This is a genomic window from Alistipes senegalensis JC50 (assembly GCF_025145645.1).
Taxonomy (GTDB): domain Bacteria; phylum Bacteroidota; class Bacteroidia; order Bacteroidales; family Rikenellaceae; genus Alistipes; species Alistipes senegalensis.
In genome coordinates, this window is the sequence record NZ_CP102252.1 from 2,828,529 (window position 1) to 2,845,904 (window position 17,376).

At 61.8% G+C, this 17,376-nt stretch carries 9 protein-coding genes; all 9 read right to left on the reverse strand.

Annotated features, from left to right (window positions below; genetic code table 11):
* Positions 1-14: 14 nt before the first annotated feature.
* Entirely contained in the window at positions 15-2,180 is a 2,166-nt protein-coding gene (locus NQ519_RS11365) for a polysaccharide lyase family 8 super-sandwich domain-containing protein (RefSeq protein ID WP_019151039.1), read from the reverse strand.
* Between the two features lie 10 nt (positions 2,181-2,190).
* Positions 2,191-3,225: a DUF1735 domain-containing protein gene (locus tag NQ519_RS11370; RefSeq protein WP_019151038.1), complete on the reverse strand. Its 1,035-nt coding sequence runs from the start codon at positions 3,223-3,225 to the stop codon at positions 2,191-2,193.
* Between the two features lie 13 nt (positions 3,226-3,238).
* Positions 3,239-4,996 carry a RagB/SusD family nutrient uptake outer membrane protein gene (locus tag NQ519_RS11375; protein WP_026076588.1) on the reverse strand — a complete coding sequence of 586 codons (1,758 nt, stop codon included), beginning with the start codon at positions 4,994-4,996 and terminating at the stop codon, positions 3,239-3,241.
* A gap of 12 nt (positions 4,997-5,008) precedes the next feature.
* Positions 5,009-7,903 carry a SusC/RagA family TonB-linked outer membrane protein gene (locus NQ519_RS11380; protein ID WP_019151036.1) on the reverse strand — a complete coding sequence of 965 codons (2,895 nt, stop codon included), beginning with the start codon at positions 7,901-7,903 and terminating at the stop codon, positions 5,009-5,011.
* 9 nt (positions 7,904-7,912) lie between these two features.
* Positions 7,913-9,766: a RagB/SusD family nutrient uptake outer membrane protein gene (locus NQ519_RS11385; protein ID WP_019151035.1), complete on the reverse strand. Its 1,854-nt coding sequence runs from the start codon at positions 9,764-9,766 to the stop codon at positions 7,913-7,915.
* Between the two features lie 21 nt (positions 9,767-9,787).
* Entirely contained in the window at positions 9,788-12,886 is a 3,099-nt protein-coding gene (locus NQ519_RS11390; protein WP_227901116.1) for a SusC/RagA family TonB-linked outer membrane protein, read from the reverse strand.
* 148 nt (positions 12,887-13,034) lie between these two features.
* Entirely contained in the window at positions 13,035-14,720 is a 1,686-nt protein-coding gene (locus NQ519_RS11395; protein WP_083871073.1) for a BACON domain-containing protein, read from the reverse strand.
* 58 nt (positions 14,721-14,778) lie between these two features.
* Positions 14,779-15,882, reverse strand: a complete 1,104-nt coding sequence (locus NQ519_RS11400; protein ID WP_044118752.1) for a glycoside hydrolase family 88/105 protein — start codon at positions 15,880-15,882, stop codon at positions 14,779-14,781.
* A 52-nt stretch (positions 15,883-15,934) separates the two neighbouring features.
* A complete protein-coding gene (locus tag NQ519_RS11405; RefSeq protein ID WP_019151029.1) occupies positions 15,935-17,365 on the reverse strand; it encodes a BNR-4 repeat-containing protein in 1,431 nt (476 codons plus the stop codon).
* Positions 17,366-17,376: the final 11 nt, after the last annotated feature.

Genomic DNA, 17,376 nt, shown 5'->3' on the forward strand with positions numbered 1-17,376 from the left:
TTTATGGTTTTTTGTTATTTCAATCGTCCGCATACGGTCGCGCCCTGCATGGCGTCGCCGTCCGGAAGGCTGAGGCTGGCCGTGCGCCGCCTTTTTCCGTCCGACAGCGATACGTTCAGCGCGGACGCGCACGGCGAGGAGGCCGCAATGCGTTTCGTGCGCAGGTCGATCGCTACGACGGCGGGGGCATCGACGCGGAGCGTCAGTCCTCCGGCCCCGACGCTCCCGGGCCTGCGGAACACCGCGCAGACCGTGCGGCCGTATTTCACGGCCTGGCAGGCGTCGTCGTTGCGCAGGAGCTCCACCGGGCGTTTGGCTGCCGTGCGCGCCGTCTGCTTCGCATTCCGGCAGGGCAGGATCGCATAGGCATAGCTGCCGGCCGTGTCGCAGCGGTGCTCCACCCAGCATTTGAAGATCCGGGCCGAGTCCGCGCGGTCGCGGTAGAAGGGGTCGATCGGGTCCCATTTGCCGTGTTGCATGGCGGTCGAGAGCCGCACCTCCTGTTCGTCGAGCAGGAGATAGCCGCGTCCGTCGTGGTGAATCCACTGCACCTCTCCCGGCCGGAAACTGCGCCCGGTCGGTCGCTCCTCCGGAATACTGAGCCTGCCGCCGGAGGTTCCCGCGACGACCTCGCCGCGCAGCCGGTTCTGTTCCAGCGTCGTGAAGAGCTCCCGCGGCGGCGCGTCGTTCCGGATGCCGGCGCCCACCGCCACGACGATCTCTTCGAACAGGAAGTTCGATTTGACGGCCCGGAGGCTGTCGCGCCGCAGCTCCATCGTCGTGCAGAGCAGGCCGTCGGCGGCCAGACCGCCGACCCACCGGGAGCGGTTCCGCTTTTCGTCGGCGTCGTCGCTGCACTTGATCGGAGCACCGTCGTCGTAGGCCGTGGTTCCCGGGATGCGCCGCCAGTCCCAGCAGGCGAAAATATTCTCGTATTCCGCCCCGTGTTGCATGGTCAGCAGCGCACCGTCGGCCGAGAAATTCGCCAACAGGTTCTCCCGGTTGGTCATCTCGAATCCGACCGTGCGTTCGGAGTGCATCCGCACGGAGGCGTACCATCGTTTCGAACGGTGGATGCCGCAGTCCGAACGCCAGTAGTAGCTGCTGCCCGCAGCCTCCCGGCTTCCCGGCCGGAGATTCCGCTTTGCGATGCGGGCGAACTCCCGGCTTCCGGGACGCCCCGTCGCCGCCATGTTCCGGGCCGTTACGGCCAGCGACAGCGCTTTGCCCCGTCCGGCGTCGATGAAGACCTGACGGCCGCAGAAGCTCGGGTCCATCGTGCCCTGCCAGACGCTTCGGCAGATGCCGTCGGTCAGCAGCCTCCGCACGATGTCGTACTGCTCCGCCGGGAAGGCATAGGGCGAACCCTCCAGCACCCGGAACCAGAACGAGATGCTCTCGGCGTAGGCCAGTCCGTAGTTGCCGAACTGAATTTGCGGACCGTGCTGGTGGAACGACCAGTCCGGCTGGATGCCTTCGCCCGTGGTGAGCCGGATCTCCTCGGCGATAGCGTCGCGGGCCCGCTGCACCAGCTCCCCGTCGTCGGTCAGCAACCCCTTCATGAGGTTGTTGCCTGCGAGCCAGACCTTGTTCTGGCCGGTGCGTCCGAACTGCGACCGTTTCAGAATCCGCAGTCCTCCTGCGATCTCTTCGGGGGTCGCTTCGTCGCCGAGCATCAACAGAATGGCGGTCAGCTTTTTCGGAACGCCGATTTCGTTGTGCCACCAGTTCGGACACCGGGGGTCAATCCGCAGCCAGAGCCCGATGCCGGCATGGAGCACGTCGCGCAACCGCTGGCTGCGGTAGCTCTCCGAACCGGGGTCCGCCCAGAGTTTGGCCAGGGCGTAGAGCCGCGTCAGGTGGAGCGTCGGCTGCCAGCGTCCGCGGGTGCGGTCCGCGTAGTCGATGTCGCTCCAGCGCCCCTGCTCGTCGATCAGGCCGAGCAGACGCCGTACCTCCTCCGCCGGAAGATGTACGGACATGTAGAGCTGCAACAGCAGCACGTCGTTGGCGCGGCCGCTGTCCGAGCACTCGATGAAGCGTTCCGCGAGCTGCCTGTCGGGGGCGTACGATGCTGTCGAGGCCCGGACGAACGCCGCACGGAGGGCGTCCAGGGACCCGGTGCCGGCATGAACGGCGGAACAGGCGAGCAGAGCGGCGTATGTCAGAAAGCGTTTCATGATCCGCCGGTCAATCGTAATGGGCGGGGTCGCTGTCCTGCCATTCGTTCACGCCGTCGTGCATGCGGTTGCGGAACGTCAGCGTGTCAATCACCTCCGTCGAGGTTCCGTCCCCGTTGGGATAGCGGTAGTGCAGGAAGATCTTGCGGTCCTGGAGCAGGCGGGCCCGGTTGTAACCGGACCCCAGATCCTCGACGGAGATCGAAGACGACGAGACCGTGACTTTATCCCCGTCGAGCGTCAGCCGCAGCGATCCCTGTTTGGTGCCGTTTCCGATGTAGTCCGTTTCCACGGCGTCGGGAGCCACCGTGGTCAGCGTATAGACGGCGTGGGTGCCCTCCTGACTCGGGATCGTCGTCGGATAGACCTTGGTCGCCGTTATCTGTCCTGCCGCATTGACCGTGTGCATCTTTCCGCCGTGGTAGTAGTGCCCGAAAAGCATGTTTTCATAGCGCACGGCGACTACCTGATAGGATTTGGCGATCAGCACGGTGTCGGCATCGGCGCTCGTGAGGCGGAATCCGATGGCGTAGTACGGATCGTGGCTCATGTTCGGATCTGCGAGCAGAGCCTCCGGATCAGCCGTTACGGTGACCGTGCCCGTATGCCGGCCGCGCGGAATCGAGATCTTCCGGTCGTCGCTGACCGTAAAATACTCCCGCGGCAGCGGCGTCAGCCGGCCGATGCCGCTCGCTTTTACGGCCTCGGTGACATAGGACTGGCTGATGCCGGAGACCGTGACGGCTCCGCTCATCGCCTGCCATGCCGTGAACGGCGATGCGGCTCCGCTGTAAGGCGAGAGGTCGCCATCGACCAGATCGTCGTCGAGGACGTAGTAGACCGAACGGTCGCGTTCGTTCTCTATCACGCCTCCGAGTACCGAACCGATCTCGAACGACATCTCCTCGCCCACGATGAACGAGCGCAGATCGTACTGATAGGCGACATAGACGCCGCTGTGGTCGTAATCCTCGACATAATCGTCGTAACAGCCCGAGCAGAAGAGTGCGAGCAGGAGCGGCAGCGCTGCAATTCTATTTTTCATAATGCGTTGTTTTTTATTCCCAGTTGGACCATCCTTCGTTCTGCACCATCTTTTCCATGCGGATCATCTCCGTGTAGGGGATGGGCACCCATAATGATTGGTAGCTGCGCTTTTCGACCTCGACGCGGTTGATCTGCGCGGCGGAGATGACCGGCTTGCTCACCGAGCCGTTCAGTGCGGTGGCGTCCGTCGCCCAGCGGCGCAGGTCGTAGAAACGCTGCCCCTCGAAGCAGAGTTCGATGCGGCGTTCGTTGCGCACGAGCTTCTCGAACTCCTCGGGGCCCGCGGCGGCGCATTCGTCGAGATAGGGGTCCGCCGTCGCCCCGACGCCCGGCATTCCGTCGTTGGTGGGGCGGCTTCGCAGATAGGCGAGGACCTGCTTGGGGGTGTAGCCGTAGAGTTCCGTCATCGGGCCCGACACCCGGTTGGCCGCCTCGGCGAACGTGAGGCACATCTGAGCCCAGCGGATGAAGAAGATCGACTTGGGCATGGTCTGGATCGACTCGTCGTTGCCGTTCCACCCCAGGTAGAGGTACTTGCGGATGTAGTAGTTGGTCATCGAATTGTTGATGCCTCCGGCCTCGTCGCGTCCGCCGACCGAGGTGTCGAAGGTGTACATCACTTCGCCGTTGCCGACACGGCAGACATCCGCCCCGTTATGGAATATAGCGCTGTAAAAGCGCGAATCCCGGTCGGCATAGGGCCGGAGCGGATCGTAATTCGACAGGGGATGGTCGATCGGATAGCCGTTGGCCGCCGGGAAGGCATCGACCAGCTCCTGGGTGGGGCCCAGGCTGCCGGTCCCGAGAAATCCGGCCGGGTAGAAGAGCTTCTCCAGCGTGCTGCCTTTCGAATAGTCGGACGACCAGATGATCTCGGGACTGTTGGGATCGGTCCAGGCGAACGCCGCTGCGGGATCGAATCCGTGGGCTCCGTCCTGCGTGAGTTTGAAATCCATCACTTCGGCGGCGTATTTCGCCGCATTCTCCCAACGCGAAAGGTCGTTGTCGGGGTTGAACGCCGGAGAGGCCCATTGCAGGTAGACCAGCGCCTTCAAGGCTTTGACGGACAGCTGGTCGAAACGATGCCAGCGGATCGCCCCTTCGAGGTTCGTATTGGTCGTGAGCCAGTCGCGGTTGGCCTCCGGGAGGTATTCGAGCGCCCGGTCGCAGTCGTCGAGAATCTGCTTCACGCACTCCTCGTAGGTGGCGCGTTCGAACGAGCCGGCGTCGGCGTTGAAGACATCTATGGCCTCGGTGACGATCGGGAATCCCAGCAGCCGTCCGTCGGTGCCCCGGCCTCCCCATTTGCGCAGCAGGTCGTACTGCCACCAGGCCCGCAGGGCGTAGGCGTCGCCTTGCAGGTTCTTCTGCAACATCCTGTTCTGCTCCTCGTTGATCATATAGCGCGTGGTGAGGCCCAGATCGTTGTCCAGAAACTTGTTCACATACATGATGCCCTGGTAGTCGCGTATCCAGTAGGTCTTGAACGGGTCGCTGGCGGGCGTTCCGGTGCCGAGGGCGAAGCTGCGCATCGCATGGTTCCGCTCCGTTATGACCAGGTCGTCCGTCGCACCGTCGAGATAGAGATACTCCGCTTTCGTGTAGGCCGTAGGCAGCAGGTCGTAGCTTTTTTCGACGAAACCGCGGATCATGGAGGGGTATTCATTCAGATTTTCGTCCGTATAGTGGCCGTTGGGCAGCGGATCGAGGAAGTCGGAGCATCCGGCCAGCGCCAGCAGGGCTGTCAGCCCCCAAATTGTATTTTTCATGATCGGAAACATTTAGAAAGAGAGTTTGAACCCTGCCGTGAAGGTGCGGTAGAGCGGATACTCGGTCACTCCCGAGTTGATGTTTTCTGGATCGACATCCTTGATTCCGCTGATGGTGCAGAGATTGGCGCCGCGCAGGAAGACGCGCAGCCCCTTGAAGACCGACTGGCTGCGGAAGCGGAGGTTGTAGCCCAGCTCGACGTTCTGAATCTTGAAGTATCCGCCGTCGCGCAGCCAGAACGAGGAGTTCTGGAAGTTGTTGTTCGACTTGACGTAGGCCAGGCGCGGATAGTCGCCGCCGATGTTGTCGCGCACGAAGGTCGAATAGTTGTCGGTTCCCCAGCCGTTCCAATACCAGCTGTTGGTCAGCGCCGTGTCGAATCCGGCCCGGCCCGTTCCGACGATCGTCAGGTCGAAATTCCGGTAGCGCAGGTTGATGCTCACCGAGTAGTTCACTTTGGGCGTCGTGTTGCCGATCACCCGCGTGTCGTTGCTGTCGATGAGTCCGTCATCGTTCAGGTCGGCGTATTTCAGGTCGCCGACCTGCACTTCGTCGTCGAAGAGCTGCCGGGGCGAGGTGTCGATCTCCTCCTGCGAGGTGAACTTGCCCAGGCAGACATAGCCCCGGTAGGAACCCGTCGCCGATCCCGTGACGCGCTGGTAATCGTAAACCACGTTTTCGGAGTAGCGCAGGTATTTGCCCTTGAGCGTCGAGATGCTGCCGCCTACGGTGTACTCCACCTTGCCGATCCGGTCGGACCAGTAGAGCGCGGCCTCCCAGCCCCGATAGCGGATGTCGTTGTAATTCTCGTAGGTGCCGATGCCGTCCATGCCGTAGAGTTTCGGCAGTACGGAACTCATGTTGGTGATGATGCCCTCGCGCTTCGTGTTGAAGTAGTTGACCTCCAGCGAGAGCCGTTTCCGCAGCAGCAGCACGTCGATGCCCGCGGTTATCTCCTTGCGTTTCTCCCAGGTCAGGTCGGGATTGCCCAGCCGCGAGATGGTATTGATGTAGGACTGGTAGCGGTTCGAGGAGCCCAGCCATTGGTAATTCGTCGTGTAAGACCCGAAATTGATTCCCTTGCTTTTCACGTAGTAGTCCTCGTAGAGGTCCTGCGAGCCGAACGTGTCGTAGCCGATCACGCCCGCCTGACCGCGCACCTTGAGGTAGTCGATCCATTTCACGTCCTGCATGAATCCCTCTTCGGATATGACCCAGCCCACGCCGAACGATGGGAAAACCCCGAAGCGTTTCCCCGGCCGGAACATCGACGAACCGGCGTAGTTCACGACGGCCTGAAAGAGATACTTCTCCCGGAACGCATAGTCCAGAGAGCCGATCAGCGCCAGCTGGCGTTCGCGGTAGGAGTTTCCCGAGCGCTCGACCGTCTCCAGATAGAAGACCGCCGCCGCGCCGACCCGGTGGTCGTCGTTCCGGTAGTCGTAGCTCAGCTTTTCGTGCAGGAAGAGCCCCTGATGGGTCCATTTGCCCATGATGGACTTGCCGGAGACCTGCGCCCCTTCGTGCGGGGTCTTGATGGTCGAACCGGTCGATTGGTCGTAGATCACCGCCGTGTAGTCGGGATTCTTGCCGATGCGGGTCATGTTGAAGAGGTCGAGCGCCGCATAGGACTGGAACTTCAGCCCCTTGAGCAGGGCGTGCAGATCGTAGGTCAGTGTGGTCGCAACGGTGCCCGACCGTCCTTTCTCCGTGAAGAAGCCGTTTTCGGTGAGTGCGGCGTAGGGGTTGGTTCCGTAGTTCTGGCTGACGCCGTAGACGACGTTTCCGGTCGTCTCGTCGCGCGAGACGATCAGCGGAAATTCCACCGCGGGCGTGCGCACGGCCCCGACGAACGCATTGTCGAACTCCGCGGCGGAAGCCGCTCCGCTGTTGCCGTAGCGCGGGGAGCGGCGGAAGCTCAGGCCGCCGGCGAATCCGAAGTCGATCTTCAGGTCCCGCGTGATGGCGGCGTTGAGGTGCGTGCGGACGGTCAGCCGGTTGAAGTCGGCCGTGCTCCCGACCTTGAAGATGTCCCCTTCGCCGGCATACCCCAGGTAGGTGCTGTATGCGAGCCGTTCCGATCCGCCGTCGAACGAGACGTTGGCCTTGTAATAGGGTTTCGTGTCCTTGAACATCAGACTGCGGTAGTCGGCGTTCGGCGCCGTGAGGCTGTTCGCATCGCGGAGCGTGAACCCTTCGATCGTTTCGTTGGAGTAGAGCGGCGCGTATCCGCTGTTGATGCGCGCCTGATTCTGCAGCTGCGCGTATTCGACGCCGTTGACCCACTCGGGACTGCGGTCCACCACGCTCACGCCGCTTTCGAACCCCACGCGGATGCGCCGTTCGCCGGGATGTCCGCGGCGGGTGGTGATGTTGATTACGCCGCCGCTGGCGCGCGATCCGAAGAGGGCCTTGTCGGCGATGTCGCGGACGAACGTCATGGATTCGATCTCCTCGGGATCGAGTTGCAGCTGCGAAAGGTATATCGGCATGCCGTCAACGACGAACGTCGGCGTGAATCCCCGGCTGGTGATCGACCCGCGGAGCGACTCCTCCCCGTAGTGCAGCCCCGGCATGCCGCTCCGCTCGGTGACCGTCAGTCCGTCCACGACGCCTGTGAAGGCGTTGCGCAGGTCGTTTGACGGATATTTGTCCAGGTCGTTTTCGTAATAGGCCGCGGTGCTGCTCGTCGAACTGCGCTTGTCGAGCGTGCGGGCGAAAGGCATGTCCAAAGTCTGATAGATACGCAGGACGCGCCGGGCGCGAATCGCGGAGTCCGTCCGAATCGCGGAATCGGACATCGCGGCGACGCGGTTTTCCGCCTCTTCCGGATGCGGAGCGCCTTGAATCGTTCCGATGACGCATACCGTCAGGATGCCCCATAGGTATATGCAGGTGTTCTTCATGATGTGGTTCTACCAAATTTCGTTGTTGACAAAGTTCTTCATCTTGTTGGCCTCCTCCGTGGGGAACGGGATGTAGTACATGGCATCCTTCCACGATGACTGCCGGTTCTGCGGAATCGCACGGCGCGTGTAGATGCGGCCTTTCGGATACTGTTCCGAGACATCGGTTTTTTCGATGTACATGCCCGTCAGGGTCGCGGTCATCTTTTGCGGGGCGATCATCCAGCGGCGGATGTCGTGGTAGTAGTGGTGGCCTTCGAAGGCCAGTTCGACGCAGCGTTCGTTGCGGATGCGTTCGCGCAGCAGCGGTGCGCTGCCCGTGAATTTGTCGAGCACGTCGGGCATTCCTATCCGGTTGCGCACCTTGTTCACGGCCTCCAGCGCCGTCAGCGAAAGGCCGCCGGCCGTGCCCTGCGGTCCGGATACCTCGTTCACGGCTTCGGCGTAGTTGAGGTAGAGCTCCGCCATGCGGATCAGCGGGTCGGTGTGCTCGGTCCTCGATGCGGTGCCCGATCCGTAACCGCCGTTCCACCACTTGTTTATGTAATAGCCCGTATTCGAATATCCCGTGGATTTGCTGTCCATCGAGCCCCATGCGATTCCGAACTGGCGCGACTGGCTGTTGATCACCGTCATCGGATAGGTTCCCGTCGAGGGGTCGTAGTGGATGTTGATCCCGGTCGGACACATCGACACGACGCTGCCGTCGTGGACGACCGTCAGATCCAGACGCGGGTCGCGGTTCGAGTAGGGGTCCTGTTCGTCGTAGTGTCCCTGGGCGATCGCCTCCTGACGCTCGGCCTCGGTCTCCAGCGGGTCGCCCCAGACGGTCTCGAAAAGATCGACGCAGTTCTGCGTCGGGCACTCTCCGCTGGATTTGGAGAAATTCGCCTGCGGATAGGCGAAGACCGCCGACCAGACATCCGTCTGGTAGTAGCTGCCGCTTCCGTAGTTCCAGGCCCAGATGTGTTCGTTGGTGTAGGCGGCGCCCCAGAAGTTGCTGGACCACTCGCTTCCCGGAACCAGGTCGTAGCCGTACTCTTCGGCGATGCGGATGGCTTCGCCGCAGGCTTCGGCGGCATCCTCCCAGTCGCTCTGGCCGTGCAGGTTGTTCAGCTTGCTGGCCGCATAGAGCAGTGCGCGGGCTTTCATCGCCTTGGCCGCCACGCCGTTGGGATAGGCCATGTCGGAACTCGTCAGATGGCCTTCGGTTCCGGGAGCGGCATCCCGGCGCACCTTGCCGGCGGAGACGAAGCACTCGTAGGCGCGGTCGAAATCCTCGGCGCACCGCGAATAGGTTTCCCAGGCCGTCAGACGCGCCATGTCCCACTCGTCGTTCTCGTCGAGCGCCTTGTCGAGATAGGGCATGCCGCCGAAGATCCGGCACAGCGTGAAGTGGGCGTATGCGCGGACGAAATAGGCTTGTCCGAGCAGGTCGTCCTTGTTCTCCTGTTTGACGTTCTGCACGCGGCCGATGTTCTCGATGCACTTGTTGCAGACGCGGATGATGCGGAACATCGAATAGGAGATCGCCCGTCCGGCCGTCGAAGTCGTGAATTCCGCGGCGTTCTCGCCCATCGTCCCCGACTTGATCTGCTGGCAGCGCAGCAGGCGGCCGGCGTCGCTCAGATCGGTGAACTGATACCAGGTGTAGCGGCGGGCGTTCATGTCGAGATAGAGCGGATAGGCACAATGGATTCCCGTCGGTGTCGTGTAGATATTGTAGTAGTAGGACTTGAAGTTGTCCCATACGGTGAACACCTGATCCTCGTCGAGACCCATCTCGGGGTTGATGTCCAGGTAGTTGCATCCCGAGACGCTCAACGTGAGGGTCGAAAGAATGGATATGATCGCTTTTTTCATGCTCTTTTCTTGGTTAGAATCTTAGAATCCGATTTTTACGCCCAGTTTGACGCTGGTCATCATGGGGTAGAAGCCCGTGGTGAAGGTGGTGCTCTTGGGGTCGCCCTCGATCAGGTCGGAGAGCGTCAGCAGGTTGGTGCCCGTCAGATAGAGGCTCAGGTTGCGGAATCCGGCGCGTTGCAGCACCCGTTTCGAGCGGAACGTGTAGCCCAGATAGACCTCTTTCAGACTGATGTAGTCGGCCTTGCGCCACGTGCGGCCTTCGAGCATCATCGTCGAGCCGGCGCCGGTGGTTCCGGCCCACGAGTACATGGGGTGGCCGGACGAGCCGCCGAAGACCAGCGTGGCGTGGTTGGCATCGGGATTGGTTGGGCTCCAGTTGTCGAGCTGCGACTTGGAGGCGCGGTAGTCGCCCTTCGTGAACTCGATCTCCCAGCTGTTGTTGTAGTTGACGTACTTGCCGAAGTCGGCGGTCCACAGCATGTTGAATTCGAGCCCCTTGTATTCGAATCCGCCCCGGAACGAGCAGCTGACCGGCGGATACTGGCTACCGGCGATGGCGTGCAGGTCCTGCGAGTTGAGGGAGCCATCGACCGCATAGTCCAGGTATTTGTACGATCCGATATTGACATACAGCCAGTTGTCCGAGTAGGCGGGGTAGTTGTGGATGTCGTTGACGTTTTCATAGTACCCCGAATCCACGACGCTCATGCCGCCGGTCTGCCCCATGTAGGCTTTGCCGGCCACTTTCTGATAGTCGGGGGCGTAGGGTGCGTCCTCGTAGTTGGTGATGCGGTTCTCGTTGAGCGACAGCAGGGCCGTCAGGTGGTAGTTGAAGCCCGATTTCGTCCGGTCGTTCCAGCCCAGTTCGATGTCGATGCCGTGCTTCTTCATGCTGCCCCGGTTCACGACCTTGTACTGCGTGCCGACGAGCATCGTGACGTTGGGTTCCACCAGCATGTTCGTGCGCTTCTCGTCGAAGAGGTCGAGGTTGAGCGTCAGCCGGTTGTCGAGCCACCCCATCTCGATGCCCAGGTCGCGTTTGCGGGCCTCCTCCCATTGGGCTTCGAGGTTGGCGCTCTTGTCTTCGGTGATGTTGCCGCTGCTGTCGCTGACGTAGCTCGTGTAGTAGAGCCAGCGTTCGGCCGCGCTGTCGCTTCCGACCAGACCGTCGGAGTAGCGGATCTTCATCTTAGACCACCAGGGCATCGCCTCTTTCCAGAAACGCTCCTGCGAGGGCACCCAGCCTATGGCCACCGAAGGGAAGAAGCCGTAGCGGTTCTTCGGCGAGAACTGCTCTGAGCCGGTGTAGCCGATGTTGCACTCGAAGAGGTATTTGTGCTTGTAGTCGTAGGTGGCGCGCGCCACGAGGCCCTGCGAGTGGTAGGGGAAATCCACGACCTTGGCGTTCTCGCGCTGGTTGAAGAGCGCCAGCGCCGTCACGGTGTGGTCGCCGAAGGTGCGGTTGTAGTTGAGCGCCGCCTCCCAGTAGAAGGTCGTATAGTAGTTGTCCTGCATGACTCCCGTCGTGACGGAGTACGGATCGCGCTCGTACACGTAGTCGCTTTGCGTGGACAGCACCCATGGATTGCCCTCGCCCGAGTCGTAGGCGTCCCAGTCGATGTAGTACATCGGGTTCGCGCTGCTCGCCTCCTGGGAGACACGCGAATAGTAGGTGCTCAGCGAGACGTTGGCCTTCAGCGAGAGCCCCTTGGTGATGAAGTCGAGTTTCTGCTCGAAAACGAGGTCCGTATAGAGTTTGTTGCTCGTCGTCTGCTGGTAGTCGCCCGTCGAGAGCGTCGTCTTGGCATTGCCGTAGAAACTGCCTTTCGAACTGGCCAGCCGCTCTCCCGAGGCGTCGGGGTAGTCCGGGTCGGAGACCATATCCAGCATCCAGGCGGGGTAGTAGGCCGGGAACATCATCGGCGAGGCCGAATACATCATGTTGAAGAGCCCCGAGACCGAAGCCCCCGTGGGGGCCTGACGGATGCTCAGCACGCCGCCGACCTTCACGGAGAGCCGGGTGCTCTTCGTTACGTCGAAATCGAAGTTCGAACGGTAGTTGATGCGGTCGTAGCGGAAGTTGGCTGCGGTCCACTCCGAGAAATCCTTGAAGATCGAACCCTCGTGGTTGTAGCCGAGCGACAGGAAGTATTTGACGCGCTGCGAGCCGCCCGAAACGTTGTAGTTGGCCGTGATCGTCTGGGCGCATGTGCGCATGGTCAGGTCGAACCAGTCGGTGTCGGGGTAGCGGATCGTGTTGATCTTCGACGACGGACGGGCGTATTCGTCGATCTGCCATTGGGGAATCAGCGATCCGAAGCTCTGCGTGTTTTTCAGCGCCACGTTCAGCAGCTCGGCGGTTTTCGCGGAGCTGACGTGGTCGGGGATGTTCGTCGGGAAATCCAGACCGTAGGAGAGCGAGATGTTCATCTTGGGTTTGCCGGTGTTTCCGGAGCGCGTGGTGACGATGATGACGCCGTTGGCGCCCTTCGCTCCGAACACGGCCGTCGCCGAGGCGTCTTTCAGCACCGAGATCGTGGCCACCTCGTTCGGATCGAGGTCCGAGAAGCTGCGCTCGATGCCGTCAACCAGCACGAGGGGGTCCGAGCCGTTCCAGCTCGATACGCCGCGCACGTAGAGCTGCACGTCGTTGTTGCCGGGCTGGCCGCTCGTCTGAATGCTCGTGATGCCCGAAAGTTTGCCGGTGATGGCCTGCGTGATGTTGGCCGTTCCCGAATTGACCAGTTCGTCGGTGCCGACCTGGGAGATGGCGCCCAGGACGCTCTCCTTCTTCTGGACGCCGTAGCCTACGACGACGACATCATCGACCTGCTGAGTCTGTTCGACAAGCGTTACGGTCAGGGGTTTCCCCCCCCCTATCGCGCTGATCTCCCGGGATTCGTAACCCAGGAACGAGACTTGCAGCGTCGCACCCTGGGGAACCGTCAGTTGGAAATTCCCCTGCGCGTCGGACACCGTGCCTGCTGATCCGTTCTTCACCAGAACGGTCGCCCCGGCGATCACGAAGCCTTTGGAATCGACGACCCGACCGCTGACCCGAATTTTCCGTCCCGAATCCGCCGATGGCTGGGCCGAGGCGGGCAACAGCAGCAGCATGCAAAGAACAATACACAGACATCGCAATCCGCCCGACAATACAGCGGTGGATAAATTTTTCATGCTCGGTTGTATTTTAGGTTTGTAGGAAATCGAGAACCTGCCGGCAGCCCCCTCTTGCGGACTGCCGGCGGTTCTGCAATGAATGTTATTTTATTTGCCAGATCGAGATCGCGTTCTCGGCCGGAACCGTGTTGCTGCGGCCGTATCCGCTCAGGAAGATCCAGCCGTTGTAGGGACCTTCGGCCTCGGTGCGCTCTGTTTTCGACGAGTAGCTGGTGTGGGTCGCGTCGGAGCAGCGGATGCGGAACCAGAGTGCGCCGTTCTCGATGTCAACGGGGATCGTCGCCGTCTCGCTGATGTCTATGTAGCGGTAGGGGCTGCTGAAAGCCGCCGTCTCGTTGGGCATCGCATAGGTCGCGTCGAAGTACATGTTCTTCGAGTTCTGGCCGCTCGTGCCCAGCCACGGGAACGACGAGATGCTGGTGGGTGTCCACACACCGTCGCCGGCAGACCATTCGACGACCCAGAAACGGGGCATCTTCGAGCCGTTCATGGCCACGGAGTAGCGGATGTTGATCTGTGCGCCGGCACCCATGTTCTCGACGGGCACGTAGATCAGCAGGTGGTCGTCGTTCCAGATCTTGTTGAAGCTGTACGCCGTTCCGTCGTTGCTGATCTTGAAGGAGGCCGTATAGCTGTTGCCTCCGACCGTCGCGTTGACCTGCTGCCAGGCCGCGACGGCTCCGGTACCCTCCGGCAGGTCGGCTTTCATGCGTCCGTCCGCGGCGAAGTTCGGATTGTAGGTCTTCCAGGGCACCGTGTCGTCCATCGTCCACTGAGCCAGCAGCCGTTTGTTGGCGTCCTGCGTGACGGTGATCGTCACGTCTTCGATCGCGTCGTCGTAGACATGCAGGGTCAGCCGGCCTTCGAGCGGTTCGTAGAGCTCGTTGTCGCGGGCCGTGAGGGCGACCTCCACGGGAATCAGGCTGCTGCGTCCCGAAGAGGGCTCGACGGTGAGCCAGTCGAGATTCTCGCCGGTGATCTCCCAGCGGCGGTTGCACTGAACGGAGAAGGTGAAGGGGGCTTCCGGCGCGTTGGCGAACGCGACCTGCCCGTCCTTGATCCCCGAGACGATGAGCAGCGGCGTCGGATCGACGGCCTCCTGCGAGACGTTCACCACGAGCGGCTCTTCCAGCCCCTCGCCCGTGAACGTGATCGTACCGCTGCGCTCGTCGCCTTCGTTCGGGGTCGGGGTTACGACGATCTCGGTCTCCTGCTTGCGTGCGCCCTCCAGCGGAGCGACTTCGGCCCAGCCGTCGAGGCCCGATGTCGAAGCCTGCCACGCGATGTTGCTGTAAACCGTGAAGGTTACGGGCGCGGCGTCGGTGTAGCTGAACCGCAGCGTCTTGTCGTCCGGCAGCCCGGAACGGAGCGTAATTTCCGGAACGATCGGGAACGCCTCCTGCACGATCGTCACCCGGCGGGTGGTGGCGCCGGCATAAACGGTCAGTATGCCGCTGCGCTCCAGGTCGTCGTTGACCGAGGGGGTGAGGAGCACGGTGCTCGGATATTTCGAGCCGCCGTTCATCTGCGACACTTCGAGCCAGTCGAGGTTGCTTTTGGCGATGGACCAGGTCTTGTTCGAGACGATGCTGAACGCCAGGGGCTCCTCGGAATCGTAGGCGAAACAGATCTCGTCCTGAAGATTGCGGACCTCCACCGAATCGGCCGCCTCGACCTCGGGGTCGGAGGAGCACGAACTCATCGACATGCCCGCGGCCCATGCTGCGAGCAGAAGCAATCGGGATATGCGTGTTTTCAGGGAAATCATGGCTTATGGTGTTTTGGTTGGTTATTCCGAATGGGTTTCGCTGCGGCGTTGCGGAGGATCACATCTTCACGATCTCCGAAGCGGCCAGCAGGAAGGCGCCGACGCCGTAGCCTTCGGTCTGATCCGGCTTGGTGATGCGGGGCCGGGCGCCTACGGGCTGCACGTACTCCATGCGGCCATCTTCGCGGACATAGGAGCAGAGCGTTTTCCACGACCGTTTGGCGGCCTTGCGGTAGACCTTCCCTTTCAGGATTCCGTGGTTGACGCCCCATGCCAGGCCGTAGGTGAAGAATGCCGATCCGCTGTTCTCGGGCGTCGGATAGACCTCCGGATCGAGCAGGCTGGGGCGCCAGGAGCCGTTTTCGTCCTGGCAGGCGAGGAGCGCATCGGTCATTTCGAGGAACAGACGCCGGTAGAAGTCGTACGACGGATCGTTCTCGGGAACGGTCTCCAGCAGGATCGCCAGTCCGGCGTACACCCAGCCGTTGCCGCGGCTCCAGAAGACTTTCCGGCCGTTGGGTTCGCGCATGTCCATGAAGCTCGCATCGCGGTAGAAGAGACGCTCTTCCGTATCGTAGAGCTTGCTGGTCGTCGCGTAAAATTCGGCATTCATGAATTTCAGGTACTTGGGGTCGCCGGTGATGCGGGTCAGCTGTGCGTAGACCGGGGGAGCCATGAAGAGCGCGTCGCACCAGCTCCAGCGCTTCTGCCCGTCTTTGGCCTTGATGTGGAGCTGCGTTTTGGCCGGATGGTCAACCACCAGATCGGCGCGCTCCTTCACGGGTGCCAGCATCGCCGGGTCCCGGTATTTCTCGTAGAGCAGCAGGTAAGCCTGCCCCACGCAGATGTCGTCGGCATGATACGGACGGGTGTCCATGCTCCAGCCGGTGCGGCGGCCGATCTCCATGACGAAATCCTCGCAAGGTTTGTAGCCCGAGGTCTCGCCCCAGACCACCATGCCGCGGTAGAGGGTTCCGTTGACCCAGTTCTGGTCGCGGCGCGTGCCGGATTTCGAGGAGATGTATTTGCCGAAGTTGTCGATCTGCCATTGCGCCACGCGATTGGCGATCTCTATGTCGGCTTTCCGGCCGGCTGTGGATACGTGGGGGATGCCGGCGAAGAGAGCGGTAAGCATCAGCAAGGAAAAAATTCTTCTGTACATGGTCTGTTTTTTTGGGTTGTAAGTTAATCGTTTACGGTTTGATCGTCTGCGGTCAGTCGCGGGGTCTGCCGCCGGGTATCGGTTCGGGTTTCTGCCACTCGGACTGCATCGTGTAGGGCATCCGGAACAGATCGCCGCGCTCGTTGCAGAAATAGAGCCGGGAGATGCTCATGTTGTCGGGGTCTCCGTCGGCCCAGAAGGCGTAGAAATCCGGATGCGCGTGGACCGGACGCCGGGCGTAGGAGTGGTTGCGCGGACTGTCGTGGGTCAGCGCCCGCACCCGTTGCCAGCTCTGGCCCTTGTCGCGGCTGCGCCACATCACCATCTCGCCGCCCGTGCCCCAGTATTGAGGACCGGCATCGGTCGGAGCGATGACGGTCCAGACATCGTCGTCGTCGATCCAGATGCTGCCGCTGTCGTAGCAGTGCGTCGAGGTCGTCAGGTCCCGGAAGTGCCACTGCCGGCCGTCCCAGTGGGCCGTCTGCCAGCTTCGGACCCCGCCGGCCGGGCCGGTCAGGTAGTTGTCGCTGGTCAGATAGAGGATCACGGGGTTGCCGTCGGAACCGAAGTTGATGTCCTTGATGTAGCAGTTGCGGCGTTCGGACTGGAAATCCCGGATCAGCGAGATGTCGTTCCGGCGCGTGACGGGGAGCGCGACCCGGCGTCCGTCCGCCGTCGTCCACGTCCGGCCCCAGTCCTCCGACTGAATGTAATAGATGTTCGTCCGCGTGTCGCAGTTGCCGTCGATGTGGCGGTTGAAGCAGCACATCAGCTTTTTGCCGCAGAGCGTCGAGAACTGGTAGTGTCCCGATTTGGTTTCGCCCGGCTCCATGATGGAGGCCAGGGATCGGTAGTCGGTCCACTCGACGCCGTCGGGGCTCGACTGGTAGAAGAGCCGCCGCTTGCCGTCGTAGCGCGTGAAGAAGAGGAAGAAGCCTTCGTCCGGGTGGTAATGTACCTGCGGATAGGCCATGATGCTCTCGTTGACGTAGTCGAAGGCGGAGATGTCGTAGGGTTTCCGGCTGCGGTAGCGGATGCCCGGGCGGGTGTTGCCGCGCCCGGCGACGAAAATCCAGACGTACCCCTCCTTGTCGATCTGGATCGTGGGGTCGTCGTGCGGATCGTGCACGTTGTTCACGCCCTTGTCGCAGACTACGACGGGGCGGCGCAGCATGCCCGTCTTGTGGTCGTAGCAGCCGACCGTGCAGAGCAGGTATTTGCGGTCGGCGGCCGGGGTTCCGCCGTAGACGAAGAAGGTCTTGTCCGCCTCCGCCGCGTAGACGGCGACCGGGATGTGCTTCATCGTATAGGTGCCGAGGCCGCCCGAATATTTGGGGCCGAATCCCGACCGGGCCTGCCCGATGGTGAACCAGATGCCGCGATAGCCTTCGGCCTCGGTGCCGGTGAGCGACCGGGGTTCCTGCGCGCCTGCATGCCAGCAGAACATCAGGGCGAAAACCGCGAAATTCAAAAATCTTTTCATGGAGGTTTTTT